The 24,496-nt window shown below is 66.6% G+C and carries 27 protein-coding genes; 15 read left to right on the top strand and 12 right to left on the bottom strand.

What is annotated here, in order from left to right; genetic code table 11:
• Window positions 1-188: 188 nt before the first annotated feature.
• The 3 genes from VH112_00775 (at window position 189) to VH112_00765 (ending at window position 2,360) form a co-directional block, all read left to right on the top strand.
• Window positions 189-1,241 (top strand): amidohydrolase family protein, encoded by a 1,053-nt coding sequence (locus tag VH112_00775; protein HEX4538752.1) that lies wholly within the window; start codon window positions 189-191, stop codon window positions 1,239-1,241.
• A 71-nt stretch (window positions 1,242-1,312) separates the two neighbouring features.
• Window positions 1,313-1,909 carry a TetR/AcrR family transcriptional regulator gene (locus VH112_00770; protein ID HEX4538751.1) on the top strand — a complete coding sequence of 199 codons (597 nt, stop codon included), beginning with the start codon at window positions 1,313-1,315 and terminating at the stop codon, window positions 1,907-1,909.
• A complete protein-coding gene (locus tag VH112_00765) occupies window positions 1,890-2,360 on the top strand; it encodes a hypothetical protein (GenBank protein ID HEX4538750.1) in 471 nt (156 codons plus the stop codon). Before VH112_00770 ends, VH112_00765 begins: the two co-directional genes overlap by 20 nt.
• Before the next feature lie 20 nt (window positions 2,361-2,380).
• On the opposite strand, the gene VH112_00760 is transcribed toward VH112_00765, so the two are convergent.
• Window positions 2,381-2,767 (bottom strand): hypothetical protein, encoded by a 387-nt coding sequence (locus VH112_00760; protein ID HEX4538749.1) that lies wholly within the window; start codon window positions 2,765-2,767, stop codon window positions 2,381-2,383.
• Window positions 2,768-3,018: 251 nt separating this feature from the next.
• Between VH112_00760 and bluB the strand changes: the two genes are divergently transcribed.
• Window positions 3,019-3,705 carry a 5,6-dimethylbenzimidazole synthase gene (gene bluB, locus VH112_00755; GenBank protein HEX4538748.1) on the top strand — a complete coding sequence of 229 codons (687 nt, stop codon included), beginning with the start codon at window positions 3,019-3,021 and terminating at the stop codon, window positions 3,703-3,705.
• A 35-nt stretch (window positions 3,706-3,740) separates the two neighbouring features.
• On the opposite strand, the gene VH112_00750 is transcribed toward bluB, so the two are convergent.
• Both VH112_00750 and VH112_00745 read right to left on the bottom strand, forming a co-directional pair.
• A complete protein-coding gene (locus VH112_00750; protein HEX4538747.1) occupies window positions 3,741-4,538 on the bottom strand; it encodes a slipin family protein in 798 nt (265 codons plus the stop codon).
• Between the two features lie 193 nt (window positions 4,539-4,731).
• A complete protein-coding gene (locus tag VH112_00745) occupies window positions 4,732-5,169 on the bottom strand; it encodes an ATP-binding protein (GenBank protein ID HEX4538746.1) in 438 nt (145 codons plus the stop codon).
• Window positions 5,170-5,523: 354 nt separating this feature from the next.
• On the opposite strand from VH112_00745, the gene VH112_00740 reads away from it, so the two are divergent.
• The gene (locus VH112_00740) at window positions 5,524-5,799 is read left to right on the top strand and encodes a hypothetical protein (protein HEX4538745.1); all 276 of its coding nucleotides are present in this window, start codon (window positions 5,524-5,526) and stop codon (window positions 5,797-5,799) included.
• A 145-nt stretch (window positions 5,800-5,944) separates the two neighbouring features.
• Window positions 5,945-6,817: a Rieske 2Fe-2S domain-containing protein gene (locus VH112_00735; GenBank protein ID HEX4538744.1), complete on the top strand. Its 873-nt coding sequence runs from the start codon at window positions 5,945-5,947 to the stop codon at window positions 6,815-6,817.
• Window positions 6,818-6,823: 6 nt separating this feature from the next.
• On the opposite strand, the gene VH112_00730 is transcribed toward VH112_00735, so the two are convergent.
• Together VH112_00730 and ribA are read right to left on the bottom strand one after the other, a co-directional pair.
• A complete protein-coding gene (locus VH112_00730) occupies window positions 6,824-7,588 on the bottom strand; it encodes an FkbM family methyltransferase (GenBank protein HEX4538743.1) in 765 nt (254 codons plus the stop codon).
• 94 nt (window positions 7,589-7,682) lie between these two features.
• Entirely contained in the window at window positions 7,683-9,209 is a 1,527-nt protein-coding gene (ribA, locus tag VH112_00725; GenBank protein HEX4538742.1) for a GTP cyclohydrolase II RibA, read from the bottom strand.
• Here ribA and VH112_00720 point away from each other — a divergent pair.
• Together VH112_00720 and VH112_00715 are read left to right on the top strand one after the other, a co-directional pair.
• Window positions 9,172-10,116 carry a zinc-binding alcohol dehydrogenase gene (locus VH112_00720; GenBank protein ID HEX4538741.1) on the top strand — a complete coding sequence of 315 codons (945 nt, stop codon included), beginning with the start codon at window positions 9,172-9,174 and terminating at the stop codon, window positions 10,114-10,116. The two genes, ribA and VH112_00720, sit on opposite strands and share 38 nt — an antisense overlap.
• Window positions 10,109-10,498, top strand: coding sequence for a 6-carboxytetrahydropterin synthase (locus tag VH112_00715; protein HEX4538740.1), 390 nt, complete (start codon window positions 10,109-10,111; stop codon window positions 10,496-10,498). Before VH112_00720 ends, VH112_00715 begins: the two co-directional genes overlap by 8 nt.
• A 5-nt stretch (window positions 10,499-10,503) precedes the next feature.
• On the opposite strand, the gene VH112_00710 is transcribed toward VH112_00715, so the two are convergent.
• The gene (locus tag VH112_00710) at window positions 10,504-11,589 is read right to left on the bottom strand and encodes a glycosyltransferase family 4 protein (GenBank protein ID HEX4538739.1); all 1,086 of its coding nucleotides are present in this window, start codon (window positions 11,587-11,589) and stop codon (window positions 10,504-10,506) included.
• Between the two features lie 40 nt (window positions 11,590-11,629).
• Here VH112_00710 and VH112_00705 point away from each other — a divergent pair, with 40 nt between their 5' ends.
• Window positions 11,630-12,667 carry a glycosyltransferase family 4 protein gene (locus tag VH112_00705; protein ID HEX4538738.1) on the top strand — a complete coding sequence of 346 codons (1,038 nt, stop codon included), beginning with the start codon at window positions 11,630-11,632 and terminating at the stop codon, window positions 12,665-12,667.
• 39 nt (window positions 12,668-12,706) lie between these two features.
• Window positions 12,707-13,942, top strand: coding sequence for a serine hydrolase domain-containing protein (locus tag VH112_00700; protein ID HEX4538737.1), 1,236 nt, complete (start codon window positions 12,707-12,709; stop codon window positions 13,940-13,942).
• A 60-nt stretch (window positions 13,943-14,002) separates the two neighbouring features.
• On the opposite strand, the gene VH112_00695 is transcribed toward VH112_00700, so the two are convergent.
• The 3 genes from VH112_00695 to VH112_00685 all read right to left on the bottom strand — a co-directional run bounded on the left by VH112_00695 (window position 14,003) and on the right by VH112_00685 (window position 17,203).
• Complete coding sequence (locus VH112_00695) at window positions 14,003-15,571, bottom strand: alkaline phosphatase family protein (GenBank protein ID HEX4538736.1); 1,569 nt, start codon at window positions 15,569-15,571, stop codon at window positions 14,003-14,005.
• Window positions 15,572-15,639: 68 nt separating this feature from the next.
• Window positions 15,640-16,566, bottom strand: coding sequence for an aldo/keto reductase (locus VH112_00690; protein HEX4538735.1), 927 nt, complete (start codon window positions 16,564-16,566; stop codon window positions 15,640-15,642).
• Window positions 16,567-16,633: 67 nt separating this feature from the next.
• Window positions 16,634-17,203, bottom strand: coding sequence for a DNA-3-methyladenine glycosylase I (locus VH112_00685; protein ID HEX4538734.1), 570 nt, complete (start codon window positions 17,201-17,203; stop codon window positions 16,634-16,636).
• A gap of 265 nt (window positions 17,204-17,468) precedes the next feature.
• On the opposite strand from VH112_00685, the gene VH112_00680 reads away from it, so the two are divergent.
• The 3 genes from VH112_00680 (at window position 17,469) to mug (ending at window position 20,443) form a co-directional block, all read left to right on the top strand.
• Window positions 17,469-19,139: an FAD-binding dehydrogenase gene (locus VH112_00680; GenBank protein ID HEX4538733.1), complete on the top strand. Its 1,671-nt coding sequence runs from the start codon at window positions 17,469-17,471 to the stop codon at window positions 19,137-19,139.
• A 148-nt stretch (window positions 19,140-19,287) separates the two neighbouring features.
• Window positions 19,288-19,800 carry a DsbA family protein gene (locus VH112_00675; protein ID HEX4538732.1) on the top strand — a complete coding sequence of 171 codons (513 nt, stop codon included), beginning with the start codon at window positions 19,288-19,290 and terminating at the stop codon, window positions 19,798-19,800.
• A 40-nt stretch (window positions 19,801-19,840) separates the two neighbouring features.
• A complete protein-coding gene (gene mug / locus VH112_00670; protein ID HEX4538731.1) occupies window positions 19,841-20,443 on the top strand; it encodes a G/U mismatch-specific DNA glycosylase in 603 nt (200 codons plus the stop codon).
• On the opposite strand, the gene VH112_00665 is transcribed toward mug, so the two are convergent.
• The 3 genes from VH112_00665 to VH112_00655 form a co-directional block, all read right to left on the bottom strand.
• Window positions 20,422-21,177, bottom strand: coding sequence for an alpha/beta fold hydrolase (locus VH112_00665; GenBank protein ID HEX4538730.1), 756 nt, complete (start codon window positions 21,175-21,177; stop codon window positions 20,422-20,424). The genes mug and VH112_00665 overlap by 22 nt on opposite strands.
• A 95-nt stretch (window positions 21,178-21,272) precedes the next feature.
• Window positions 21,273-22,439 (bottom strand): site-2 protease family protein, encoded by a 1,167-nt coding sequence (locus tag VH112_00660; protein HEX4538729.1) that lies wholly within the window; start codon window positions 22,437-22,439, stop codon window positions 21,273-21,275.
• A gap of 105 nt (window positions 22,440-22,544) precedes the next feature.
• Window positions 22,545-23,150 (bottom strand): TetR/AcrR family transcriptional regulator, encoded by a 606-nt coding sequence (locus tag VH112_00655; GenBank protein HEX4538728.1) that lies wholly within the window; start codon window positions 23,148-23,150, stop codon window positions 22,545-22,547.
• A gap of 283 nt (window positions 23,151-23,433) precedes the next feature.
• Here VH112_00655 and VH112_00650 point away from each other — a divergent pair, with 283 nt between their 5' ends.
• Both VH112_00650 and VH112_00645 read left to right on the top strand, forming a co-directional pair.
• A complete protein-coding gene (locus VH112_00650) occupies window positions 23,434-24,027 on the top strand; it encodes a DUF2867 domain-containing protein (GenBank protein ID HEX4538727.1) in 594 nt (197 codons plus the stop codon).
• Between the two features lie 5 nt (window positions 24,028-24,032).
• A complete protein-coding gene (locus VH112_00645; protein ID HEX4538726.1) occupies window positions 24,033-24,488 on the top strand; it encodes a hypothetical protein in 456 nt (151 codons plus the stop codon).
• Window positions 24,489-24,496 lie beyond the last annotated feature (8 nt).

Genomic DNA, 24,496 nt, shown 5'->3' with positions numbered 1-24,496 from the left:
CAGTCAGGGCACAGCGGGCGAGGCGGATGGTGGAGCGCCCCGCAGCCGCCGCACTGCTGCGCCACCAGTCGATGCTCGTCAGCCGCGTCCCAGAAGACGGCCGAGTCGTCCGTCACGACCGGGGCTTGCCTCACGGACAACAATAGTAGATACTATTGTTTCGTCGGCGCAAGACCTCGGGAGGGGCGATGACAAAGCTGATCTCAGCCGACTCGCACGTGGCAGTCAGCCTCGACGCCATCCGGGAGCGGGTGCCGACTTCGCTACACGAGGCATTCGACGACGCCATCGCGGCGCAGGCGGAGATCGACGAGGATCTCCGAGGGGGCCGACGGCTGTCGCTTGACGATTGGGACATGGAGGCTTTCCGCGACCCGGGCTACCGCGACCCGATAGCGCGGCTCGCAGCCATGGATCGCGACGGCGTGCAGGCCGAGGTCCTGTACTCCGAGGTGAGCGCGTTCCGGGCATTCGGCCTCGTCCAGGGCGACTGGAAGCCAATCAGCCGAGCGTTCAGCGATCACCTCACCGAGTTCGCCTCCCACGGTCCCGATCGCCTCGCCGTGTCGTACCAGGTGCCGATAATCGACATCCCGTACGCGGTCGCCGAGGTCGAGCGTCTGGCTGAGCTCGGCGCCCGGTCGGTGCATCTGCCGAACTTCCCGAGCGAGATCGGCCTGCCCGACTACCACGAGACGGTGTACGACCCCCTGTGGGGCGTCCTGCAGGAGACCGGGATCTCGATCAGCCACCACCTGGGGAACCGGCACTGGCTCTACGACATCATGCGCCGCGATCCCACGCCGCAGGCCGCGATCTTCACCTCGATGCCGGCGCTGGCGTTGTCGGAGGTGATCGCCTGGTGGATTCTCACGGGCACCCTCGAGCGGTTTCCCGGCCTGAAGATCGTCTTCGTGGAGCCGAGCCTGTACTGGGTGCCTGGCTTCCTGGCGAGCCTCGACCGCAAGGCCGAGGTCTACGACCTTCCCGGAGTGCGGCTGAAGCCGTCCGACTACTTCCGGCGGAACATGTCGCTCACGTTCATGGATGACGAGGTGGGGCTCCAGCTACGCCACCTGATCGGGGTCGAGAACATCTTGTGGTCCACCGACTTCCCACACCCGGCGACAACTTGGCCGAACTCGCAGGCCGTCGTGGCCCGCCAGTTTGCCGACGTCCCCGACGACGAACGCGACCTGATCTGCAGCGGCAACGCCGATCGCATCTACGCCCTCGGATGACGGCACCGACCTCGCACGGCCAAGTCGAGGGTCGACGGCTTCGATCGGATGGCGTTGCCACCAGAGCACGCATGCTGGACGCGGTCATCGAGTGCATCCTCGAGAACGGCTACTACGAGGCCAGCTCGAACGCCATCGCACGGCACGCCGGTGTGACGTGGGGGGCCATCCAGCACCAGTTCGGGACGCGGCAGGCGCTGCTGCTGGCGGTCTTGGAGGATCGCTGGCAGCGTCTGACGGACCGAATCGAGACCGCCGAGGTGTCCGGCAAGACCCTCGAGGAACGTCTCGGGTGCGTCATGGCGTCGCTCGAGACGTTCTACGGCGACCCCGAACACCTGATCCTCATGCAGATCATGCTCGACCTGGTCGAGTCGCCGGTGGCGAGTCAGTCCACCGCGCGCGCTATCGTCCTCCACGGGCGGCAGCTCACGCACGTGTGGCGACCGCTGTTCACCGAGGCGCTGGGTGCGGCGGCTACCGACGAGACCTTGGTGCGCTACGCGTTCTTGGCCATCCGCGGCTACCTGAGCGCCAACGTCATGGCAGCCCGCGTCGTACCGCAGCGCGGCGATGAGTCCGTTCGGGAGCTGCTCCTGCGCGGCGTCGCGTCGGCTATCCGGGAGCGTGCGGCGGAGGCCAACCTCGATGTCGGAGACCCCACATGAGGATCACGACGCTGATCTCGACGAGGATCCGTACCCGGCGTGGAAGCGACTACGTGACGGAGCACCCGTCTACCACAACGAGGAGTACGACTTCTGGGCGCTGAGCCGATTTCACGATATCGAGGGCGCCCAGAAGGACGGCGTGACGTTCAGCTCGGCCCGCGGCACCGTGCTGGAGCGAATGGGCCAGGATCTCGCGGCCACGGGAATGATGATCTTCCTCGATCCACCCGGGCACACGGCGCTGCGAACGCTGGTGTCGCGAGCGTTCACGCCGCGACGCGTGGGCGGCATCCAGCATCACGTCAGAGCGATCTGCGACGACCTGCTGGACTGCCACGTCGAAGGCGGCGGGTTCGACGACGTTCGTGCCACCTTGCTCAGAAGTTGCCGACGTGGTTCCTCCTCTCTCCAGTGCCGTCAGCATAGGCTGGCAGGTGGGTTCTCTTGACCCGCGGGCCCTGGGGCCGGCTACTGCGAGAGGAGCGAGAAGGCCTCGGTGGCGAACTGCTCGGTGATGAGAAACGAGAACCCTTCGCCCCACAGGCGGTAGCGTCGCCACAGGAGCCCGTCGTTTCCCACGTCTTCCAGCTCGAAGGTGGTGGCAACGTCCAGGAGGGCGAGAATCTGGCCTAGGCCGTCGGTCCCCGCTTCGATGAGCTCCCGGAGGTCGGGCCGCTCCACCTCCAGCATCGCCGACGCTCGGCACACAACCTGACCCGTGTCCGTGCGGTAGAGGTCGGCTTGACGTTGGTAGCGACCATCACCGCCTCGCTGCTGGTCGACGACGCGCACGAGCACTGGGGTCGCGAAATAGGCGGATAGCGTGCCCTGGAGCGTGCCTACCGTCGCCAGCAAGATTCGCGCGACCGGAGGAAATCTCGCGATCGTGCGGAGCACTCCTTCAGGATCAAGAGCCTCTGCCATCTGCCTCACTCGATTCTGGCCAGCGGGGAGGCCGGTTCTTGGCGAACCGGAGCCTGCTGAGTATGGCTTCTGGTCGAGGGGGCGGGAAAGCTCAGCGGTCGTTCCTGGTGCCCACCAAGGGCGCTCCCAGGGAGGACGAGCTGGGCCTGATGCTCACAGAGCCTTGGCATAGGATCACTGTCATGAGCTCCGCGCCCCTCGATCCACAGGGTCAAGTGAGCAGAGCCGGTCGAGAAGAGACCCGGGATCGCGACGCGGGTCTCTACGAGACGATCCACCGACGGCGGGACGTGCGGGGCCAGTTCACTGGGCGGCCCATCTCGCCTCCAGTCCTCGAACGGGTCCTTGAGGCCTCCCATGCCGCACCTAGCGTCGGGCTCAGCCAGCCATGGGACTTCGTCCTTGTCGAGTCCCTCGACGTCCGCAAGGCGTTCTTCGAACACGTGCAGGCCGAGCGGGCCGAGTTCGAGGCCACACTGGAACCTGAGCGTGCCGCGCTGTTCAAGAACATCAAAGTGGACGGTGTCTTGGAGTCAACTCTGTCGGCCGTGGTCACCTACGACCAAGGGCGCGGCCAGCCTGGTGTGCTCGGCCGCCACGCCATCGACGACGCCGGCTTGTACTCGACCTGCCTCGCCATCGAGAACCTCTGGCTCGCGGCTGTCGCCGAGGGTCTCGGGGTTGGTTGGGTGTCCTTCTACCGAGAGGACTTTGTGATCCGGCTGTTGCGTATCCCAGAGCCAGTCCGCCCGGTCGCCTGGCTCTGCCTGGGTCCGGTTACCCACCTCGAGCGGGCTCCTGACCTTGAACGACAGGGGTGGACCCGACGGCGGCCCCTGGCAGACGTTGTCCACCGAGACCATTGGTAAAGGCCGGTAGCAATCCCCAACCCCTCGATTCCCGGCTATGCGGCCGGAGCCTCCTCTGACCCGAGCGGTACGCTGCCATGGCCGTTCGCGGCGCCGGCGGACGCCTCGGCGCTCTCGGCCTGGCTCGACAATCCGGGCATGCGATCGAAGAAGCGAAGCAACTCGACCGGGAATGGCATGACCAGGGTGCTGTTCTTCTCAGCGGCGACGTCGACGACGGTCTGCAGCAACCGCAGTTGCAAGGCCGATGGCGTGGCGGCCATCGCTTCAGCTGCCTGAGAGAGCTTCTTGGAGGCCTGGAACTCACCATCGGCGGCGATGACCCGCGCTCGCCGCTCACGCTCGGCCTCGGCCTGACGGGACATCGAACGTTTCATCGACTCCGGTAGGGACACGTCCTTGACTTCGACGCGCTCTATTCGGATTCCCCAGGGTCCTTCGGTGGGCTCGTCGATGACTTCCTTCAGCTCGGCGTTGACACGCTCGCGCTCGGAGAGCAGCTGGTCCATGTCGCTGCGACCGATCACTGATCTGAGCGAGGTCTGGGCGACCTGCGAGATCGCCTGCATGTAGTTCTGCACATTGACGATCGCCTTGACCGCGTCAATGATCCGGAAGTAGACGACCGCGTCGACCCGGAGTGTGACGTTGTCCCGAGTGATTGCCTCCTGGCCAGGCACGCCCGTGACGATCGTCTGCATGTTGACCTTCGTGAGCCGGTCGGTGAAAGGGTTGACCCAAGTGAGGCCGGGTTCACGCACGCCCGGGAGCACCCGGCCCCAACGGAAGACGATCCCGCGTTCGTACTGCCGAATCACCTTGAAGCCCAACATTGCGACCGTCCCTTCTCCGACGCGCGTTGCGTAGGGTGTTCATCCGAACCGCGGACGGTGTCGACCTGACCGCCGGCATACCACAGGCCCGCGACCCAGTTCTTTTCTTCCACTAGGGCAACCCGCTGAGTACACCGAGAATTCCGAGGCGATTGCAGTCTGTTCCTGGATACAGCCGGGCCGCGCGGTGGGGTTACGGCGCCGCCACCAACAGGGGGGCGTGTTCCTGCGCCAGCTCGAACCACACTGCCTTACCATCTAGGCTCCAGTCGACGCCCCATGAGCTCGATAGCGCGTCGACCAGCGGCAGCCCTCGCCCCCGCTCCTCGAGGCCGGGGAAGCCAGGTCCAAGCCGAGGCGGGTCATGACTAGCGTCCGACACGGCCACTCTGAGGCAACGCTCGTTGGCTGCAATCCTCACCGCCAAATCGGTTCGGGCGTGAATGACCGCGTTCGTCACCAGCTCGGTGGTGAGGAGCAAGGCCACCTCGGTCGCACCCCCACATCCCCACTGCTGCAAGGTGTCGCCAACGAACTGCCTTGCGGTTCGCGCACTGATGGGATCTGGCGCTAGGGGAGTCTCAACGTCGAGCGCGCCCGACGAGACACCAATCTCGAAGTTCTTGCCCATGATGTCGCCCCTAACCTCGGGCACAAAGGGCGAAACGAGAGTCCGGAGTGCGGAAAGGGCTGACGACCGTCCCCCATGCGGGTGAATCCAACCTTACCCCGATTGGGGGGACTAGTCAAGACGTCTGGACCGGCCGGAGCGGGCGCTTGGACTGAGCGACTCGTTCACCGACCATCGGCCCATGGTGTGCACGAACGCTCGGGCCCACAAGCCCGCCGCGTATTCACAGGTGGCTCTGACGTTGCGCCAGGCCCGGCCCGAGGCCCCGACGTGACGCTATCCCGAGGTCCGAAGACGTCGGGCCCTGGACCACACGGCCGGCCGGAGCTGGCCGTGTCAGAAGGGAGACACAGGATGAACCGCGTCCGAAAGGCCGGCATCGCCGCGGCGATGGTTGGCACGACCCTCACGGGTGGCGCCATCGGCGCAGCCCTCTTCAACGGGGGCTCGGCGGGGGCCGCGACCGGCAGCTCGACCAGCACTCCATCGCCTTCGTCCTCCGGCGGCGGCTCGCCAACCGCGGCGCCGAGCGGTGCGTTCCATTCGAATGAGAACGCGTCTCACGAGGCGACAGAGAGTCCTCAGCGGGAAGCTCAGGAGAACGCGGGCCAGGCCCCGACGGTTCCCTAAGCGCAGCGCCATCAGCCTCTGCCGGTACGGAGGGGGCCGACATCCCGGTCGGTCCCCTCCGGCAGGCAGCTGGGGTTATCCGATCCCCCCCGTCGAAGCTTGCGTATTCTTGGCGTTCCTACGGCGAGGTCCCATTGGAGGTGTCATGCCCCAGAGCCTGCGAGATGGTCTGCAGCCCCTGCGTGAGCTCCCGCTTCGTGTAGAAGAGGTGGAGTCCCTCGATCAGGTCGCCGGGCCCGTGTACGGCGCGGTGAAAGGCGTTCTGGCGCCCGGATCGCCCCTCAACGAGACGTTGAGCGGCACCGCCTTGGGCCACCCCCTCCATCCGCCACTCACTGATGTCGTGATCGGAGCCTGGGCCAGTGCCGTGGCCCTCGATTTCGTCGGAGGCAAGCGGAGCCGCCGGGCGGCTGACCGGCTGATAGCTCTCGGAGTCTGGGCGGCCCTTCCCACCGCGGCGACCGGAATCAATGACTGGACGACGCTGCACGGCTCCGCCCGGCGAGTCGGCGTCGTCCACGGAGCCAGCAATCTCCTTGCTACCGCACTGTTCGGGACATCTTGGCTCGCGCGCAAGGGTGGCCGTCGGTTTCTCGGTAAGGCGTTGGGCTTGGCCGGTCTCAGCACTGTCAGCTTCGGTGGGTTCCTCGGCGGCCACCTCTCCTACCGAAGAGGCGTCGGCGTCGATCACACAGCGTTTCTGGAGGCACCAAACGAGTGGACGGCGGTGGCGGACGACGCCAGCATCAAGGAGTCGGACCCCGTGCTGGTCGAGGTGGCCGGCGTGGAGGTCATGCTTGTTCGCCAAGGTGATTCGCTCTACGCGCTGCTGGATCGTTGCGCCCACCAAGGCGGCCCGCTCCACGAGGGCAAGATCGAGGAGGGCTGCGCCATCTGCCCCTGGCACGCAAGTCGCTATCGCCTCTCTGATGGCGCCGCCCTGAGCGGTCCAACCTCGCACCCCCAGCCTGCTCTTCAGGTTAGGCGTCGCGAGGGCAAGGTCGAGGTGCGACGGTAGGCGGTGCTACGTAGCCCTTACAAAGTAGAGGTTGTCGTAGCCATATCTGGATCGGCGACGGTGTTGCCGCAACCCGCTCGCATATTCCAGGCAGCGATAGCCAAGGGTGCTCAGGTAGTCGATGCAGTCGGCCGTGCTCGGCGAGGCCATCCCCTCATAGTCGCCAGTCTCGATCGTGACCATCGGGCTCCCCTCCGCGAGGATCGTGCTCATCCCTCGCAGAATCGGCAGTTCGGACCCCTCGGCGTCCAGCTTCACGACGTCCGGGATCAAGCCCGCCGGGCGCAGGAACTCATCGAGAGTCACACAACGGACGGGGTACGTCTTGCCTCGCAGTCGCCGACGCTCGGCCTGCGGCACCCTGGCGTTGCTCATTAGCGTGTTGAGAGCAGAGTTACCAATACCAAAGTCCTGGAGATCCATCGTGCCCCTCGCTGAGTGCACGGCCAGTTGGTGAGCTCTTACATTGTCGAGCTGCCCGACATTCCTCAGTAGCACCTCGAATGTGTGCCGAGCGGGCTCGAACGACAGGACGAGCCCCTGTTGCCCGACAGCTTCGCTGGCGAGAAGGGAGTGATAGCCATAGTGGGCCCCCACGTCCACGAAGACCATGCCAGGGCGCAGAGCCTCCAGCAGCACGCGCGTCAACGTGGGCTCGACATAGGTGTGTTCATAGATGTCGGCACCAACGATCTCGGGTAGCACGACCCGCATCCGCTGGCCCGTGAAGACGGTGCAGGTGACTTCGACCGGCCCGGTGAGGCGATGCATCAAGAGGCGCAGCCTCCTCCACGGATGCGTGAGGAACCGCCCGTAGTCCGCTGCTCGGCGTTCGGCCAGGGACAAGGAGTCAAGGAGGGACACGTCAGGGGCGATCGCCTGGTCGCTCCACTGACCATGAGAGCAGGACATCGTCGGGCAAGGCATGCAGGCGCCGGTCGTTCAAGCGGATGCCGTCAGTGACGCGGTTGACCGCCAAGGAGCCGACGGAGTCGGTGCCCTGTCCTATGATCGTTGGTGCGACCCCCACGATCAGGCGATCGACCACTCCAGCCGCCAACATCGAGGTGATCACCTTCGCACCGCCCTCGACGAGGAGGGATTCCACTCCTTCGCCGCGGAGCGCGGCCAAGCCCGCCCCGAGCTCGACTCCATCGGGGCTTGGGTCGACGATATGAATCTTCACGTCGCGGGCCTTCAGCGTCGATCGGCGCTCGTGGCTGGATCGGTTGGTGGACAGAATCGTCGTTGGTGCATCCGCCCCCAGAATCTTTGCCGTCAATGGGATGCGCAGCGCGGAGTCGAGGACGACACGGTGTGGGGAGGCGCCGGGAACCATGCGAACGGTCAACTGAGGATCGTCCTGGATGACGGTGCCTACCCCGACGAGTACTGCGTCACAGGCGGCGCGGAGGGCATGGGAGATCTGCCTCTCTGAGTCGCCGCTGATCCATTTGGAGTCACCGGTTCGGGTTGCGATCCGTCCATCGATGGTCTGGGCATACTTGAGCACAACATAGGGTCGGTCGAGGGGCGGCGATACCTGACCGAGGAGATCACTGGTGTCGATTGCCTCATGGCGAACGCCTACATCGGTAGCTGTGCCCGTAGGGCGACGATGTCCCAGGCGATTCTCCTTTGCCCGTAGATAGGAGAGATTGCGGGCGTGGGCGGCCGTCGCCAAAGGTACGACATCGGCAACCTCGATGCCCGCGTCCCGGAGCCCGTTCACCTTGGCAGGGTTGTTCGTGAGAAGCCGGATCGAACGCACGTCGAGCGCCTTGATGACCGAGGCACCATCGGCATAGTCACGACCATCGACGGCGAGACCGAGACGAACGTTCGCATCGATCGTATCTGCACCGTCGTCCTGCTCCACGTAGGCGCGAAGCTTGTTGATCAGGCCGACACCGCGGCCTTCGTGGCCCGTGGCGTACAAGAGCAGCCCGCGGTCGGACGCGCCAATAGTCCGCATCGCCAGCCGAAGCTGGACGCCGCACTCACACCGCAGCGATCCGAGGCTGTCCCCGGTCAGGCACTCCGAATGCAGTCTCGTCACCACCGACGACATGCCGGCGACGTCGCCCTTGACCAGGGCGAGGTAGACGGACCCGGAGGGGCACTCGAACGCCCGCGCGTCGAAAATGCCATAGGTCGTTGGCATGGCGACCCTGGCCACCTGCAATGGTTGGCTTTCGAGAGGAACTGCCCTGCCGCTCCTCGCTGGCTCGGACCGAATAGGGTTTGCGGCCATGAGCAGGCAGGTTAGCTCGCAAGGGCACGGATCGACGGGTGAATCGGTGATGGCGCAGGCCCTGTATTTCGTCGCCCCAAAGACGGTTGAGGTGCGCGAAGTGCCGTTGAGCGCAGATCTTGATGAGGGCCAGGTCATCGTGCGGACGGAGTACTCGGGTATCAGTGCTGGCACCGAGCTCCTGGCTTTTCGTGGTCAGCTCGACCCGGAGCTACCCCTTGACGAGACGATCGGCTCGCTTGCTGGCACCTTTCGTTATCCCTTCCGTTACGGCTACAGCTGTGCCGGCCGGGTTGAGCGATCGTGGGGCCGATTGGCTGAGGGGACGCTGGTCGTGGCGCTCCACCCGCATCAAGACCGGTTTGTCCTGAGAGAGGACGAGGTCATCGTCTTGGAAGGCGATGATGATGCCAGGGTGGCCACCCTGTTTCCCCTCGTAGAGACAGCGCTTCAGATCTGCCTGGATGCTGGTGAGGCGCTGTGCGAGCATGTCGTCGTGGTCGGACTCGGTGTGGTTGGTATCCTCACCGCTAGCCTGCTACAGCGGTCGGGCGCGTCGGTCATCGCAGCGGAGCCGAAGGCATGGCGACGACGAGCCGCAGCATCCTTCGGCATCCGGGCCGTGGGACCCGATCAGCTCGCCGACGAGGTGAATGAGTGCACGGGCGGACGCGGCGTTCCGCTGTTGATCGAGCTCAGCGGGCAGCCGGCGGCGCTGGCCGGGGGGCTCGCGCTGTTGGCGCACGAGGGCTCTGCCCTGGTGGCGTCCTGGTACGGGACCAAGGACGTCAGCCTTCCATTGGGGGGCGCATTCCACCGCCGCCGCCTCTCCTTGCGCAGCACGCAGGTCTCCACTATTCCTGCCCGTCTGGGTTCTCGGTGGACGGTCGGCCGTCGAAGGGCGCTGGCCCGTGACCTGCTGAAGGAGCTGCCTGTGGGACGACTAGCAACCCACGAGTTTCCGCTGGGCCAAGCCCAAGCGGCCTTCGACGCCATCGACCGCCAGGACGAGGAGCTCCTCCACGTGGCCCTGCGTCATGGATGAGGTGGCGTACCAGGTCGGGACGGCAATGGAGGTACGTGCCCTCCACGTGATGCCGGGGGTGGAGGGCCCGGAGGGCCGGCTCCACGCCCACGACTACCGAATCGAGCTCCTGGTTGAGCGGACCACCCTCGGCGAGGAGGGCATGGTGTGCGACCTTGACCTACTCGATGGCGCCCTGAGCGAGATCGTCGAAAGCGTGCGGGGCCGGGATCTGGAAACGATCCGGCCTGTCGACGCTGAGGCCGTGACGGTGGAGATCTTCGCCCGTTGGGCGCACGACGCCATGGCTGCAGCCGTCCGGTCAGCCGGCGGAGAGATGCTGACTGTGCGGGTCTGGGAGTCCCCGGTGGCTTTCGGCGGCTACCGGGCCCCAGTCGGCTGACTCGACTACACCAGCTCGTCGTAGCCGGCGAGGCAGCGGCGGGCGACGGCATCCCAGGTGAACCGCTCAACAACATGGTCACGGGCGTTGTCACCCAGGCGGCGGGCCAGACTCGGATTGCCCAGCAGCGCCGACACGTGGTCTCGCAGGCCAGCCATGTCCCCAGGATCGACGAGATATCCCGTCTGACCGTGTTCGACGATCTCCGGGACGCCCCCGACTCGACTGGCCACCACGGGCGTGCCGCTGGCCATCGCCTCCAATAGACCCAACCCCAGCAGCTCCGAGATGGGAACCCGGCGTCCGTAGCAGGTCGTCTCGACCGATGGCAGAGCGACAACTGCGGCATGGCGGTAGAGGATGGCAAGCTCCTCGTCTGACACCCCATCAGCGAACTGCACGTTCCGTCCCTCGGCGAGGCATCGCAGGAGTCGGCCGTAATCACGCTCTGGCGGATGACGATCATGGCCGCCGGTGCCGGCCACGATGAGAGGAGTCGCAGCCGGGACGGCCTCGATCAGCCGGTCGACGCCCTTGTGGGGTGTCAGGCGGCCGACAAACAGGACACCCTTGCGATCAGCCCCTGGATCAGGTGCGAACCGGTCGACATCAGCTCCGCCGTAGATGACCCGTGTGCGCGAGGGCGGGGCGCCCTGGATCACAGCGGAGTATCGGGAAACGGTGAAAAAACGGTCGAACAGGTGCGGCAACAGGCCGAGGAGATCCCCGCCGCTGACCCCGTGGTCAGTCGACACCAGGCGCTGGCGCCGCAACGTCCCAGCGACGGCCGACAGCCGGCTCGGCGCGCTGCGCAGGTGATGCGCATGAACCAGGTCGGCATGGGCCAGCGCACTCCACAGCGCTGGCGAGACGGGGTGCGCCGGATGTCCACGGAGATGACCCCAGGGCCTGAGCACCCGGATCCGAACCTGTCCCTCATCGTCGGTCACCCCAGCGGGGGCGCCGAACGTCACCAGCTCGCAGTCCACGTGCTTCGAGAGGGCACGCGCCAGCTCCAAAGGGTAGCGTTCACCTCCGCCGAACAGCCCTCCCCGACCGAAGACAGTGGGGCTCACCTGCACAACCCGCATGGTCGCCGTCTCCCTTGTGACCCTTGGCTCGCCGGACCAAGTGACCGGCGGTTACCTTTACCACCGCCGCCTGGCCGATGTCGCACCGAGATACGGAGGGGAGATCCGGTTCGTATCGTTCTCCGACGGGTTGGTCTTGGCGGCCGCTCGGCGGGCCGGCGAGGTCATGGCTCGGGCGCGGAGCCGCGGTGCCGACCTCATCGTCGTCGACAGCATCGTGGCCAGCTTGCTCGCCCCGTGGCTCGCCACCCACCGGCTCGGTTTGCCCATGGTGGCGATCCTCCATCAGCCACCCGGAGGGATCGACCACAGCCCGTTGGCGACCCGTGTCCGGGCGGCTCTCGACCGCTCGACCTACCGAAGCGCACGGCGCCTGCTCACGGCCAGCCAGGCCTTGGCCGATGAGCTCGAATCAAGCGGGGTTCCGCGGCATCGCCTCAGGGTTGTACCGCCGGGGCGAGATGTCGCTGCCGCCCCTGAAGGCGCGACCCCCGACCTTCGCGCCAAGGGGCGCGTTGCTTTCCTGTGCGTGGCGAACTGGGTCGCGCGCAAGGGGATCCTGTCCCTCCTGAACGCCTATGCCCGGTTGCCGCCTGAGGCCGGCATCCTGCACCTGGTCGGGGATCAGTACAAAGATCGCTCCTACGCGGCGCGCATCATGGCTCGGTTGAGCGCGGCCGACCTGAGCGGCAGGGTGGTAGCTCACGGCCCGGTGACCAAGGAGAGAGTGGCGGCGTTCTACGCTGGCGCGGACGTGTTCGTCCTCCCCAGTTGGAAGGAGCCGTACGGGACGGTCTACGGCGAAGCCATGGCGGCAGGCCTCCCCGTCGTTGGATGGCGGGCTGGAAATCTCGTCAACCTCGCGGAGGATGGCCGACAAGGCGCGCTAGTGCCGCCCGGCGACGTGGAGGGTCTGGCATCAGCGATGCGGAGACTGGCCTTCGATGACGCCTACCGTCTGCGACTTGCGGCCAGCGCCCGTCGGCGAGGAGAGTCGCTGCCGACATGGGACGACACAGCAGGGCTCTTCTTCTCCAACCTCAGCGAGGTATTGAACGAGGGCGGTGCCGTTCGTTGAACGGACGCCAGCTTGAAGGAATTGACCGAGGAGGCGACGGTGGCACAGCTCAGCGTTGAGGCCGAAGCGAAGGAGGTGGGGCTCGACGCCGAGCGCCTCGCCCGCATCGATCGGCACTTCGCCAGATATGTCGACGACGGACGGCTGCCGGGGTGGCTGATCCTGGTCAGCAGGGCGGGCCGGATCGTTCACCTCACCACCTACGGACAGCGCGACCGAGAGGCGGGGGCGCCCGTCGAGCGGGACACCCTGTTCCGGATCTTCTCCATGACCAAGCCGATCACCTCGGTGGCTGCACTCATGCTCTACGAAGAAGGCGCCTTCGAGCTGAAGACGCCGGTCCGCTCGTTCATCCCCGCCTTCGATGATGTCCGCGTGTACCGCTCCGGCTCGGCGCTCAGCCCGGTCCTCGAGCCGGCTGTCGAGCCTGTGCGGATCTGGCACCTGCTCACGCACACCGCCGGGCTGACCTATGGCTTCCACCACGCCCATCCTGTCGATGCCATGTACAGGGCTGCTGGATTCGAGTGGGGCAGCCCCGAAGGCCTGAGCCTGGCCGCCTGCTGTGACCGGTGGGCGCAGCTCCCCCTGCTGTTCCAGCCGGGGCGGGAGTGGAACTACTCGGTGGCAACCGATGTGCTGGGCCGCGTGATCGAGGTGGTCTCCGGGCAGTCCCTCGATGAGTTCCTCGCCGATCGCATCCTGGGGCCGCTCGGCATGACCGAGACCCGGTTCGCGGTGCGACCCGAGGACGCACCTCGGTTGGCGGCGCTCTATGTACCCGAGCCGGGCAATCGCTCGGCCGTGCGCAACGACGCCATGGGGGCGATCGCCCTCAAGGAGCCCCGCTTCCTGTCGGGCGGCGGAGGCCTCGTCTCGACGGCCGCTGACTATCACCGCTTCACCCAGATGCTTCTCCATGAAGGACAGCTCGACGGGGTCCGTCTGCTTGGAACCCGCACCGTCCGCTTCATGACCCGCAACCACCTGCCAGGGAACTCCGACCTGGAGGCCTTCGGGCGTCCGCTGTTTGCCGAGACCAGCTTCGACGGCATCGGTTTCGGCCTCGGCTTCTCCGTAGTGCTCGATCCCCAGGCCAACAGGGTGCTCTCGAGCCCGGGAGAGTACGCGTGGGGAGGGGCCGCCAGCACCGCCTTCTGGGTGGATCCGGCCGAGCAGATCACTGCGCTGTTCCTTACTCAGCTGTTGCCCTCCAGCACCCACCCGATCCGGCCCCAGCTGCGCCAGCTCGTCTACCAGGCTGTGGTCGACTGACTGCAACGTGCCGAGCACCGTCGTACGTGGGGTGGCGGCCGGGGGAGCTCGATCGCCTGGTCAGGCACGGGACCGGCGGACTTGGCCCGACTCCTGCACGGGTATGCGCTGTGTCGGTGGGAGCGGGTATGGAGGTACGGGGACGTTGATCTCGTTCAGCTGGGCCGACTGGCACTGCTGGACCACCGCAGCGCTGTTTTCCGAGGGCTGGGGGAGCGTGGGAACGGACGTGTCCGGCGAGCCCAACCGCAGGGTGGTGGTCAGATCGCCAGTCACGCTTCGACGCCAGGTGGAGAGGTTCGGCACCTCCACGCCGAAGCGGCGCTCGAGGAAGCGGAGCTGTGAAGTGTGGTCGAACGTGTCCGAGGAAACATAGCCACCGCGGCTGAAGGGAGAGATGACGAGGAGGGGTACCCGGAAGCCAAGACCAATGGGACCGGCGACCCCTTTGGCCTGATCGGGCAGTGGATTTACCGTCAGGTACTCGCCGGGGGTTCCCGGCGGTGGGGTGGGTGGCGCCACGTGGTCGAAGAACCCGTCATTCTCGTCATAGGAGACGAACAACACCGTCTTGGCCCAAACTTTGGGATTGGACACGAGCGCGCTGAGAACCCGATTGGTATAGACCTCACCGCGCTCCGGGGGTGCGGGCGGATGCTCGTCCTGACCATCGGGGATGGTGGGGGAGATGATCCAGGAGACTTGAGGGAGCTTGTCGTTGGCGACGTCGGCGGCGAAGTCAGAGGCGAACGAGGGTACGAAAGCGTTCTGGTACAGAGGAGAGCTCGGATCGGAGTACTGCCTGAAGTAGAGGAGGATGTTGTCAGAGACGGCCTTGGCGATGGGGCTTGAGGGCTGGTACTGGTCGCCGGCGGGGTTGTAGACCTTCCATGAGATGCCTTTGGCCTGGAGCCTTTCGGGCATCGTTGTCCACGACACGCTGAATTTGGCAGCTGGATTGGTGAAGAGGACTGGTCCTCCGCCTCGGCCGCCGGGATCCAGCGTGCCGGACAGAGCGTAGAGCCGGTTGGGGTCGGTCGGGCCCAGCACCGAGCAGTGATAGCCGTCGCAGATGGTGAAGGCGTCAGCCAGCGCGTAATAGAAGGCGAGGTCGCGACGTGTGTAGTAGCCCATCGTGAGGACCCCGTTGGCCGGCCCTTCGTTGGACGGGTCGGTGTGGACCTCGACGAAGCGGTCCATCCGACCCCCATTCCAGCATTGGTGCTGGGGGCCCCAGTTGTGGGTCAGATCGAAGGTGCACTCGGCGTTGGTCGTGGCGGTGTCGAGATGGAACGGCAGGAGACGGCCGGCGGGAGGCTTCGAGGTGTTGGCGGGCCACGATTGGGCAAACGGACCCAGGTCTGAGCCCCGATGGTCGTTGAAGCCGCGCACGCCCCGATAGGTACCGAAGTAGTGGTCGAAGGAGCGGTTCTCCTGCATAAGGAACACCACGTGCTCGACGGCTCCGAGATCCGAGCCCGCAGGATTGACTGACGCGGCCTTTCGCACTGTCGACCCCGTGCACGCTCCGAGCAGGGCCGCGCCTCCAGCGGCCAGGCCCAGGTTCAGCAGCTGGCGCCGGGACATGACGGCGCGCTCCTGATCGGGCATTGCGTCTGACACCCGCACGGCGTACTACTCTACGCTGAGGAACGTTGGACCGCCCAGTGATGCCCAACGCGACTTGGGGGAGTCGTTCAGCCTGGTCGTGTGGTTGCCGACAGCCGGTCCACCTCTGCTGCAGTCAGCTTGAGCGTGGCGGCCGGCAGGATCTGCTCGAGCTGCTCCGTGGTCCGTGCGCTGGCGATCGGGGCGACGACCCGCGGCTGGGCGAGTAGCCAGGCGAGCGCCACGGCCGCCACTGTGGTCTCGTGGGCGGCGGCGACCTCGTCGAGTGCCTCGAGCACAGCTACGCCCCCTTTGTCGAGGTAGGCGCGGGCGGCCTCGGCCCGCTCCGACTGGACGGCCCCGCCGCCCGGCCGGTACTTGCCGGTCAAGAAGCCCTTCGCCAGCCCGAAGTAGGGAACCACGGCGAGGTCCCAGGTGTCAGCGACGGGCAGCAGCGTGCCCTCGAAGTCGCGTTCGACCAGGTTGTAATGAGGCTGCAGGACCGTGAACTCCGCCAGCCCGTGCTTGCGCTGGAGCGCGAGGGCGGCGGTGAGCCGACCCGGCGCATAATTGGATGCCCCGATGTGAAGGGCGGCGCCGCGCCGGACGAGTGCGTCGAAGGCGCGAATCGACTCCTCTAGCGGCGTTTCCGGATCGTCGAAGTGGGCGTAATAGAGGTCGATGTGGTCAGTCTGCAGGCGCTCGAGCGAGGCGTTCGCCTCACTCTCGATCGTCGCTGCTCGTAGGTTGCGGACCGCTCCGCGACCGCCGCCCACCTTCGTGGCCAGAACTATCTGGTCGCGGTTGCCGCGGTCGGCTATCCACTGCCCGATAATCGTCTCCGAGCGGCCGTGCTCGAGAAGGTAGGAATTGGCGGTGTCGATGAAGTTGCCGCCAGCGCTGGTGTAGGCGTCGAGGATGGCGTGGGATCGCGGCTCATCGGCCGTCCAGCCGAACACGTTGCCGCCTAGGCAGATTGGGAAGACGTCGAGCCCGGTGCGCCCAAGAGAGTTCACGGTCATCTACTCCTTGGTGTCGTGGAAGATAGGGACGGCGAGCATCTCGAGTTGATCTGCGTGTCATTCAACTGGCCAGTTCCTCATAGCGAAAGCAGCTGGTGAGATGGTCGTTCACCAGGCCGGCGGCCTGCATGAACGCGTAACAGATCGTGGGCCCGACGAATTTGAAGCCCCGCTTCTTCAAATCGCTGCTCATGGCTTCAGCCTCCGGAGTCTTGGCCGGGATCTGGCTGCCCTCAGTCCAGGCGTGAACGATGGGGCTGCCATCGGCAAAAGCCCACAGGTAAGAGTCAAGGGAGCCGAACTCTTGCTGGACGGCCAGTACAGCCTGCGCGTTGGTAATCGCGGCGGCCAGCTTTTGCCGGTTGCGGATGATGCCTTCTGTTGCGAGGAGCCGGTCCAAATGGAGCTGTTTGTACTTGCTGACCTTTAGAGGATCGAAGTCGTCGAGGGCTTCTGCGAAGTTCTTGCGCTTCTGGAGGACGATTCGCCAACTAAGGCCCGCTTGCATCGCGTCAAGCACCATGAACTCGAACAGCTTCCTGTCGTCATGTATGGGTACGCCCCATTCGGTGTCATGGTACGTAATCATCAACGCATCACTTCCCACCCAACTGCAGCGTCGATGGATCATGAGAGAACGGCACCCAACGCCACGAAGTTGCTCCTTCCTTCGGCTCCAGTGTCCCCTGCGCCACTCCTCGATTCGTACCCGAACGATAGATGTCGCGAGAAGAGCACGCCGGAGGCCGGTTACTCTTCGAACCTCGTCGGTGATTTGCTCGCCGGCGAGGCCGGGGCTGAGTTCTTCGGCGCCGCGACTCTATCGCCGTGCCCCACAACGAGCACCAGGTGGCGACGGCAACCCGGAGCCGCAGCAAGCAAGGAGCGTGTTCGCCATGGACGCAGACGTCATCGTCATCGGGGCCGGACTGGCCGGCCTGGTCGCCACCCACGAGCTCACCACAGCAGGCAAGAAGGTCGCTCTGGTCGACCAGGAGAACGCCGCCAACCTGGGCGGGCAGGCGTTCTGGTCTTTCGGCGGGTTGTTCATGGTCGGCACGCCCGAGCAGCGCCGCCTCGGAGTGCACGACTCGTGCGAGCTGGCCTGGAGCGACTGGCAGGGTAGCGCCCGGTTTGACCGTCTCGACGACCAGGACGCATGGGCGGTCCGCTGGGCCCGAGCCTATGTCGAGTTTGCTGCTCGGGAGAAGCGCTCGTGGCTGCTCAGCTTCGGCATCAAGCTCCTGCCGACGGTCGGCTGGGCCGAACGGGGCGACCTGCGCGCTGACGGGCACGGCAACTCCGTGCCTCGCTTCCACATCGCCTGGGGCACCGGCACCGGCGTCGTCGAACCCTTCGTTCGGTCTGCCCAGGCAGCCGCGGCGAGCGGGCTGGTCCGCTTCTACCATCGCCACCAGGTCGACGAGCTGATCATCAGCGCTGGCGCCGCCACCGGCGTACGCGGCGTCGTCCTCGCTCCCGACGACAGCCCCCGTGGGGCCCCCTCCAACCGCGACAGGATCGACGAGTTCCAGCTCGCCGCCCAAGCCGTGATCGTCACCAGCGGAGGGATCGGCGGAAACCACGAGATGGTCCGCCGGTACTGGCCCGAAAGGCTCGGACAGCCCCCGGCGCGCATGATCACCGGAGTCCCGGCCTACGTCGACGGGCGCATGCTCGACATCGCAGCGGATGCCGGGGCGTGCCTCGTGAACCGTGACAGGATGTGGCACTACACCGAGGGCGTTCGGAACTGGGACCCAATCTGGCCGTCGCACGGAATCCGCATCCTGCCCGGGCCGTCGTCCATGTGGTTCGACGCCCTCGGCCGGCGCCTGCCCGTCCCGTGCCTGCCGGGCTACGACACCATCTCCACTCTTCGCCACCTGCGCACCGCCTCGGATCTGGCCGGATACGACCACTCGTGGTTCGTGCTCACACAGAAGATCATCGACAAGGAGTTCGCCCTCTCCGGCTCCGAGCAGAATCCCGACATCACCAGCAAGAACCGGGCCGGATTCGCGCGCGAACGGCTTCTTGGCAGGGGCGCCCCCGGCCCGGTCGAGGCATTCAAGCGTCACGGCGCCGACTTCGTGGTGGCCAACACCCTCGAGGAGCTCGTCGGGGGCATGAACCGCCTCACGGACCGGCCGCTGCTCGACGCGGCGGCACTCCGGGCGCAGATCCAGGCCCGCGACCTGCAGATGGCCAACCCGTTCTCCAAGGACGCCCAGGTGCAAGGCATCCGCAACTCCCGCCGCTATCTCGGGGACCGGCTCGGCCGCGTCGCCGCCCCTCACCGGATCCTCGACCCCGACGCTGGCCCCCTCATCGGCGTCAGGCTGCACATCCTCACCCGCAAGACCCTCGGCGGCATCCAGACCGACCTCGACTCCCGGGCCCTCGACACCGAGCGCCAGCCCATCCCCGGCCTCTATGCCGCCGGGGAGGTCGCTGGCTTCGGCGGTGGAGGAATCCACGGCTACAACGCCCTCGAAGGAACGTTTCTCGGCGGCTGCCTCTTCACCGGCCGTGCCGCCGGCCGGGCAGCGGCGAGGGCTGTGTGAAGGACCGGCCCTCCGATGAGGCCGATGAGTCCGATCAGTATCGTCGTCCTCGATCGGCTGTCGTGGTGGGTTGGCGGATTAGAGTCGACCGAGGAGCGGACGGGCCACGCGAGGAATGGGCATGAGTTCAGGTAACGGAGACCTAGCGGTGCCAGTCGGGCCGCGCGATCACGTGCGGGGTCCCGAGGGGGCGGCGATCACCCTTGTCGAGTACGGAGACTACGAGTGCTCCTACTGCGGGCAAGCGTTCCCCATCATCAAGGAGCTGCAGCGTCGGTTCACCGGCGCTCTGCGATTCGTGTTTCGCAACCTGCCACTTGCCGAGGTGCACCCCCATGCCGAACGGGCGGCCGAGGCAGCCGAGGCGGTCGGGATACAGGGAAAGTTCTGGGAGATGCACGACCTCCTCTATCGACACCAGGACGATCTGACCGACCGGGCTCTGATGGCGTACGCCGAGCAGGCGGGTGCCGATGTGGACGAGGTGGTCTCGCTCCTCGCACTGGGCGGCACGCGGCAGCGGGTACAGGACGACGTGTCAGGGGCAATTCGAAGCGGTGTAAACGGGACGCCGTCGTTCTTCGTCAATGGCGCCCGCTACGAGGGATCCTGGGCACTCGAGCCGTTCAGTGAGCACCTGCAGGAAGTCCTCGCTCGATAGAGGGCGTGACGCCACCGGACCCGCACAGCCAGGCGACGGCATGAGTCGCCGTCAGCCGCCCAGCCGGGCCGAGCTGTTGGCAGCTGAGGGCAAGCGGGTCCCTGATGTTGTGGCGCCTGGCCTCGACGTCATCTTTTGTGGCATCAACCCAGGACTGTGGTCCGCCGCAGTCGGCCACCACTTCGCCCGCCCGGGCAACCGCTTCTGGAAGGTGCTCCACGCTGCCGGGTTCACCGAGGAGCTGCTATCGCCTTCGGACGAACGCCGGCTCCTCCAGGTCGGGGTGGGGGTGACGAACCTGGTCAGCCGGGCGACCGCCTCTGCGGACGAATTGGACCGCCACGAGCTTCGACGGGGAGGGCGCAATCTCGCCCGAAAGGTGCGCCGGCTGCATCCTGGCGTCGTCGCCTTCCTCGGCCTGATCGCCTATCGGTCCGCGTTCGATCGGCCCGGCGCCACCGTGGGGGAGCAGGCAGAACGGCTGGGTGGCGCCAGGCTCTGGCTCCTCCCGAACCCGAGCGGCGCCCAGGCCCACTACCAGGCGGACGAGATGGTCAGCGCCTTGCGCGCGCTGCGAGAGGCGACTCAACGCGAGCGCCGGCGGGCTGGCCGGTCGGGCAGTCAGCTCGGGACGGCTGAGTGACCGAGCGCTGCGAGACCGAGTCGCTCGAGGTGGTCGACGAACAACTGAGGGTGTCGATACATCCAGTCGTGGTCCACGTAGCCGGGAGCATCCACGACCGTGAACGAGGCGTGCAGCTCACGCGCGAACTCTTGGCCATCGCTCCGATTGAGAAGCGAGTCGCGGTTTGCCCAGAGCACGTGGGCGGGAAGTCCCGCCTCGGCGATGAGGTGGATATCGCGGGAGCGGCCACTGGTGAAGCCCCACCAGGCTGCATCGATCAGCTGACGCGGGTGGGTGAGCCACGAGAGCATGAAGTCGGCTGCCGCCCGCGGCGTGGCCATGCCGAGCAGCCCGAGAGGATGGCGCATGGCCTCCTCAGCGAGGGCCCACTCGCGCGACACCGCGAGGGTGTCAGAAAACACCAGTTCGACGACTCGCTCCGGGTGACGGACTGCGAACCCGAGCTCGATCCCGCCGCCGAACGAATGGCCGAGGAAGCTCGCTTCCTGTAGTTCGAGCTCGTCCAGGGTGGCGGTGAACGACCGGAGCACGTCGTCATAGCGCCAGGGACCCCGAATTGCGTAGATGTCGGTGAGCACCACTCGGCATCGTTGGGCGAGGAGTCGCGCCGTCGGTCGATAGATCTCGGGCCGGGTCGCGTATCCCGGTATGAGCACCAACGGCCGACCGACTCCCTCGTCCAGTCCAACAGGTAGGGGCTTCGGGACGGTGACGCGCTGTTGCCTGGTCATGGTCACGTCTTACCAGAGCGGGAGCTCAACCCTCGTCTCCGTCGCGCCGCCGTCACGGATCGGCCGACCGAACAGCAAGTAGCACCCCCGCCGGATCAAGAGGTCGCGACCCGGTTGGCCGGTCGGTCTCCTCTTCCACCGGCGTCGCCATGCCAGTCCGGCCGGCGCCGGGAAGTCAGGTCCGAGGCAGAGATGATGCCCAGCAGGCGATCGCCGTCGATGACCAGCGCCCGCCCCGCCGGCGACTGGGCCATCAGCTTCGCCACCTCGGTTGCGGGTTGGTCGGGGCGTACGACCGCGACACTGGCCAGTGGCCAGGCCACGTCGACGACCCGACGGATGCGCCGCTCGGCAGGTGGGACGGACCTGAGCTGGTTGACGTCGACGAGGCCGGATAGTCCGCCCGACCAGGCTTCGAGCGGGAACGCAGTGGGATGAGGAGCGAGCGCGTAGTCGTCCATGAAGGCTTGGACGGTCACCCAGCCGGGGCTGCGGACAGGGTCAGCCGACATGAGGTCGACCGCCCTGAGGTCCTGGAGACCGTGAAGCAACCTCGCCTGGCTCCGTTCCGCGCGAGACGCGGTCATCAGGAACCAGCCGACCAGTGCCAGCCACAGGCCGCCAAACCCAGAGAGGGCGAACCCCACGAGACCCAGTGCCACCAGGGCAAGTCCGAGGACCCAGCCAATCCGGCTGACCGTCTCGGTGGCCCGAAGCTTGTCCCCATGGTGGCGCCAAAGGGCGGCATGAAGCAGGCGACCGCCGTCGAGGGGAGCCCCAGGCAGGACATTGAAGACGGCGAGGATCAGATTGATTGCCCCGAGCCAGTCGAAGGCGGCGGCGACCAGGGGAGACCACCCCAGTGCACCCAAGGCAAGCCCGACCGCGCCGAGACCGAGACCGAGGGCAAAGCTCACCAAGGGGCCGATTCCAGAGATGCGGAACTCTGCGGCGGGACTCCGCGCCTCGCCGTCGATGCGGGTCAGGCCTCCCAAAGCCCACAGCGTGATTCCGTCGACGGCCGAGCCTTGGCGGCGAGCTACCACGGCATGGCCCAGCTCGTGGGCGAGGATCGCCGCGATGAACGCCACGGCGGTGAGCGAGCCCGCCACGCCATAGGCCCAGCTGCTGGAGCCCGGGGCATTGGACGGCAAGGTGGTACCGGCGAGCCCTGCCCCCAAGAGCACCGCCAGCACGGGAAGGCTCCAATTCAGCCCGACCTTCACCCCTGCGATGCGGCCGAGCCGAATGCTGTCCCTCATCGCTCCTCCTTCACACGGGTGCGCTCGTCCGCCCCACTCTTCAAAACAGCATCGGAGGCACCGTTATGCCGTGGTCAGGGCGTGCCGCCGTAGCCCGGTCGTTGGTCACGCGGACGCTGGTCGGAGCAGGCCGGCGATGAGCGTGTCGAGCACGAGGTCGACCTCGGCCCGGGCGGCGCGAGGGTCCGGTGCACGGGCTATGTAGAGCGAGGCGCCGTAGAGGCCACCGAGGGCGACGTGGGTGAGCGCGTCGATGGCAATCCCCCCGAAGGTGGTCGTGCCGAGCAGCGGCGTGAGCACCGTGCGCAGCATGGGCAACTCGACGGGGTCGATGCCGACTTCCAGGACCTGCGATTGCAGGACCGACACGCTGTCGAGCACGACGATGCGACGGAAAGCGGGCTCGAGGCAGGCGTCGAGGAAGGCCGACAGCCCAGCGCGGACAGCCTCCCAGGGTGACGCCTGGGAGGCTGCTGCCTCCATGACCTGGGAGAAGACCTCGTCCTCCACCGCCTCGTAGACGGCGCGAAACAGCGCCTCCTTACCCGAGAAGTGGTGGTAGAGCGCGCCGCGGGCGACTCCCGCCTGCTGGATGATGTCGTCGATCGACGTCGCTGCATAGCCGTGCTCGGTGAAGTTCTGCCGGGCGACGGCGATCAGGAGGCTGCGCGTCGCCTCGGCTTGACGGGCTCGGAGCGGCTTGACAGACACCCGCCACCGTACCAGACTGACCGACAGTCGGTCACCGATCTCAAGTCGGTTAAAGATGTACGGTCGGTCCGGCGTCAAGATCCATCCGTTCAAGTCGCAGCTCGAGTTGGAGGCGTGAGATGAGAGAGCAAGGGGTCCTGCGGGCACGACGGGTACCGGTGGTGGCGGACGAGCCGCTGATCGGTCGAGATCGGTTCGACCCCTATCTGTTGGAGCACGCTGCGCTCGGGCCGCCACAGGGTTCTCGAACTGGATCCCGGCAACGGACACAGGAGCTTCACGGATGAGAGTCGCGGACACAGCACACAGGTCGCGCCCATGGCGGATCCACGAGCTCACCCGGGACTTCCGGCTCGAGGATGTGTGGGCGCTCGCCGAGATCGGCGGCCCGGACGACTTCCCGCGGCTGGTGCAGGTGATCGCTTCCTTCGACCCGTCGCAGAGCTCGTCGATCGCTGTCCGAACGCTCTTCGCGATCCGCTGGAAGATCGGGGCGCTCCTGCGCTGGGACGGGCCGGATGCCGGGCTCGGCTCGCGAGTGCCGACGCTTCGGGACCGGTTGCCGGCGGATCTGCGCGACGCCCCATCTGGCCCCGACACCGCCGCGGGCCCCTTCACCTCCCTGTACCTGCTGGAGGACGAGTGGGCGGCGGAGATCGCCAATCAGACCGTGCACGGGGTCATCCACATTTCCCGAGTCCCGGACGAGACCGGAGGTTTTGTCGCCCAGATGGCCGTCTACGTCAAGCCAAACGGGCCGCTCGGCGCGGCCTATATGGCCGCGATCAGGCCGTTCCGGTACATGATCGTGTATCCCACGATGCTGCGCGAGCTCGGCCGGAGCTGGCGCCCTGCGAGCGTGGCGGCGCTACCGTAGGCAGGGTGCTCGGCTACGCGGCGGCCGGACCCACGGGCTCCAGGCCCCGACGGGTGGTTCTCACGCTGGCCCTGGTCATCGGGGCGGCGCTGGTCGCCACCACCGGCGCGATCCACCTGCACCTGTGGGCCACCGGGTACCGGAACATTGCCACCATCGGCCCGCTGTTCCTTTTCCAGGGCATTGCCGGTGCCGTCATGGCAGTGGCCCTCGTCGCCTGGCGGCGGCTGTTGATGGTGGTGGCAGCTACGGGGTTCATGATCGCCACCATCGGCGGGCTCTTGCTCAGTGTGTACGTCGGGTTGTTCGGCTTCACCGACACCCTGGCCGCCCCATTCGCGGGCGTCTCGCTGGCGGTCGAGAGCATTGGTGCCGTCGTCCTGGGGGCGGTCGGAATCGCGCTCGCGCTCGGAGAGCTCGGGTCAGCCAAGGCGCGACCGGCGCCGGTGACGGGCGGCTGAGTGGTGCC

Source organism: Acidimicrobiales bacterium, from assembly GCA_036270875.1.
In the GTDB taxonomy this organism is placed as follows: domain Bacteria; phylum Actinomycetota; class Acidimicrobiia; order Acidimicrobiales; family AC-9; genus AC-9.
Note: the sequence above shows the minus strand (reverse complement) of the source record. Positions and strands in the feature narration are given on the sequence as shown.

What these genes read in the sequence shown, in the direction of transcription:
- VH112_00775 (HEX4538752.1), top strand. Translation starts at nt 189, where the DNA reads ATGACAAAGCTGATCTCAGCCGACTCGCACGTGGCAGTCAGCCTCGAC.
- VH112_00770 (HEX4538751.1), top strand. Translation starts at nt 1,313, where the DNA reads ATGCTGGACGCGGTCATCGAGTGCATCCTCGAGAACGGCTACTACGAG.
- VH112_00765 (HEX4538750.1), top strand. Translation starts at nt 1,890, where the DNA reads ATGTCGGAGACCCCACATGAGGATCACGACGCTGATCTCGACGAGGAT.
- bluB (HEX4538748.1), top strand. Translation starts at nt 3,019, where the DNA reads ATGAGCTCCGCGCCCCTCGATCCACAGGGTCAAGTGAGCAGAGCCGGT.
- VH112_00750 (HEX4538747.1), bottom strand. Translation starts at nt 4,538, where the DNA reads ATGTTGGGCTTCAAGGTGATTCGGCAGTACGAACGCGGGATCGTCTTC.
- VH112_00745 (HEX4538746.1), bottom strand. Translation starts at nt 5,169, where the DNA reads ATGGGCAAGAACTTCGAGATTGGTGTCTCGTCGGGCGCGCTCGACGTT.
- VH112_00740 (HEX4538745.1), top strand. Translation starts at nt 5,524, where the DNA reads ATGAACCGCGTCCGAAAGGCCGGCATCGCCGCGGCGATGGTTGGCACG.
- VH112_00735 (HEX4538744.1), top strand. Translation starts at nt 5,945, where the DNA reads ATGCCCCAGAGCCTGCGAGATGGTCTGCAGCCCCTGCGTGAGCTCCCG.
- VH112_00730 (HEX4538743.1), bottom strand. Translation starts at nt 7,588, where the DNA reads ATGCATCGCCTCACCGGGCCGGTCGAAGTCACCTGCACCGTCTTCACG.
- ribA (HEX4538742.1), bottom strand. Translation starts at nt 9,209, where the DNA reads ATGACCTGGCCCTCATCAAGATCTGCGCTCAACGGCACTTCGCGCACC.
- VH112_00715 (HEX4538740.1), top strand. Translation starts at nt 10,109, where the DNA reads ATGGATGAGGTGGCGTACCAGGTCGGGACGGCAATGGAGGTACGTGCC.
- VH112_00710 (HEX4538739.1), bottom strand. Translation starts at nt 11,589, where the DNA reads ATGCGGGTTGTGCAGGTGAGCCCCACTGTCTTCGGTCGGGGAGGGCTG.
- VH112_00685 (HEX4538734.1), bottom strand. Translation starts at nt 17,203, where the DNA reads ATGATCCATCGACGCTGCAGTTGGGTGGGAAGTGATGCGTTGATGATT.
- VH112_00680 (HEX4538733.1), top strand. Translation starts at nt 17,469, where the DNA reads ATGGACGCAGACGTCATCGTCATCGGGGCCGGACTGGCCGGCCTGGTC.
- mug (HEX4538731.1), top strand. Translation starts at nt 19,841, where the DNA reads ATGAGTCGCCGTCAGCCGCCCAGCCGGGCCGAGCTGTTGGCAGCTGAG.
- VH112_00665 (HEX4538730.1), bottom strand. Translation starts at nt 21,177, where the DNA reads ATGACCAGGCAACAGCGCGTCACCGTCCCGAAGCCCCTACCTGTTGGA.
- VH112_00660 (HEX4538729.1), bottom strand. Translation starts at nt 22,439, where the DNA reads ATGAGGGACAGCATTCGGCTCGGCCGCATCGCAGGGGTGAAGGTCGGG.
- VH112_00650 (HEX4538727.1), top strand. Translation starts at nt 23,434, where the DNA reads ATGAGAGTCGCGGACACAGCACACAGGTCGCGCCCATGGCGGATCCAC.